This is a genomic window from Rhizobium bangladeshense (assembly GCF_001662075.1).
Taxonomy (GTDB): domain Bacteria; phylum Pseudomonadota; class Alphaproteobacteria; order Rhizobiales; family Rhizobiaceae; genus Rhizobium; species Rhizobium bangladeshense_B.
The window spans coordinates 1-1434 of the sequence record NZ_LYPL01000082.1; the positions used below are offsets into that span (position 1 = coordinate 1).

Consider the following 1434-nt stretch of genomic DNA (forward strand, 5'->3'; position numbering starts at 1 on the left):
CCGTCGAATCCGTGCTGTTCGAGGGCGAGCGTTACGCCGTCAAGCTGACCCTCCGCAACGGCCAGAGGCTGCGCGCCTTCAGCCGCGTGGCTGTCGTGACTGGTGAAGCCGTGCGCGTCGTCATCCGTGCCGGATGGCGGCTTTGAGGAAGGCGAACTGGGCTTTTACGATGAACACGGTTTCAAGCTCGACAATATGAGGTTGAAAATTGTCGTTGTCGTCTTTCGAATCGCGAAAACCGGAATATTATCTCCGAATTCGATCTGGCAATCCGTAATGGAAGCAACATACTAGATTATCGCAAGCGCCGTGGCAAACAAACTAGTACGATAGTCATGTTAATACGCGCATGCGAATTCAAGTAAGTTGGTATCTGATGTTTTTAGTGCTTTTGAGGTTCTTTCAAGATCCGCGAGCGTGCTTCCGGATATTCTTAACCCGATAGAAATACAATATCGCATTTGCGAAAAGAAATGTAGTCCCTGTATCTTAGAGAGGATTACTAACATAGCGCATGACGAAAGTTTCTGGTGGTTTTCAAATTCTAGTTGACAACAAAGTTGCATTTGCAGCGTACTTTCAAGCTTATTTTCTCTGCGCAGAGTCCATTTCTGGAAAACATTATCTGAGATCAAGAGGCGTTGTCACTCGACGCATGCGCTTGCGCAAGATTCGTGAACGATCGAACGATCTCTCGCTTGAACTTGGCCACGGGTGTGGGTGAGAACAATCCTACTTACCCCCAGCTATTAGTCAGCTTTTGGTCTGTGCGCATGTGAAGTGAATCAGGAGATTATTGCCACGATGACGCAATCTAAAAACATACGGGTCTGGGCCAGCCGCGCCTTCATGGATTCAACACGGATCAAGGCGTTTACGGCGGATCCATTGCCGACTGGAATGAATCTCGGTCAGATGGCCGAATTGAATGAAGCGGGCGAACGGATGTCTGCCGAGCATTTCCCAAAGGAAATTTTTGCCGAGTATCCGGACAAGAAGGAAAAGAAGCAGGGGGATCTCGTGCTTGCAGCAGGGGCGGTGGTGGTCTCTTCGGCCTGTGCCGATGTGCTGCGGCAGTTCGAACTCGGGCATTCTTCGCTCTATCCGATCAAGCTTTTCCAGCATGACCGCAAGACGCCAGTCGAAGGCGAATATTTTTGTCTCAATATCGGCGAGCGCAAGGATGTTTTTCGCCCTGAGCACTCGCCGCTCGTAAGGGTGCTCGGCAGTGGGCGAATGAAGATGCCACCCACCCTTCAGGATGATGACATCGCCGTAAGCCCTGCTGCACTTGTGGGGCCTGACTTGTGGGTCAGCCCGCCTTTGATCCGCGTATTTTTTCTTAGTGATCGTCTAACCCAAGCACTGCGGGCGGCAAAAATGAGCAGGGTCTTTGGTTTCCGCCCTTGCCGCATTATCGAAGCCGCTTAATCA

The 1434-nt window shown here is 51.0% G+C and carries 1 protein-coding gene and 1 pseudogene; both read left to right on the forward strand.

Going from position 1 to position 1434, the window contains the following annotated elements; all coding sequences use genetic code 11:
• A pseudogene (locus A7X77_RS34165) lies at positions 1-146 on the forward strand (ABC transporter ATP-binding protein); the annotation flags it as partial.
• A 658-nt stretch (positions 147-804) separates the two neighbouring features.
• Positions 805-1431: a hypothetical protein gene (locus A7X77_RS31540; protein WP_064686686.1), complete on the forward strand. Its 627-nt coding sequence runs from the start codon at positions 805-807 to the stop codon at positions 1429-1431.
• The last annotated feature ends 3 nt before the right edge of the window (positions 1432-1434 follow it).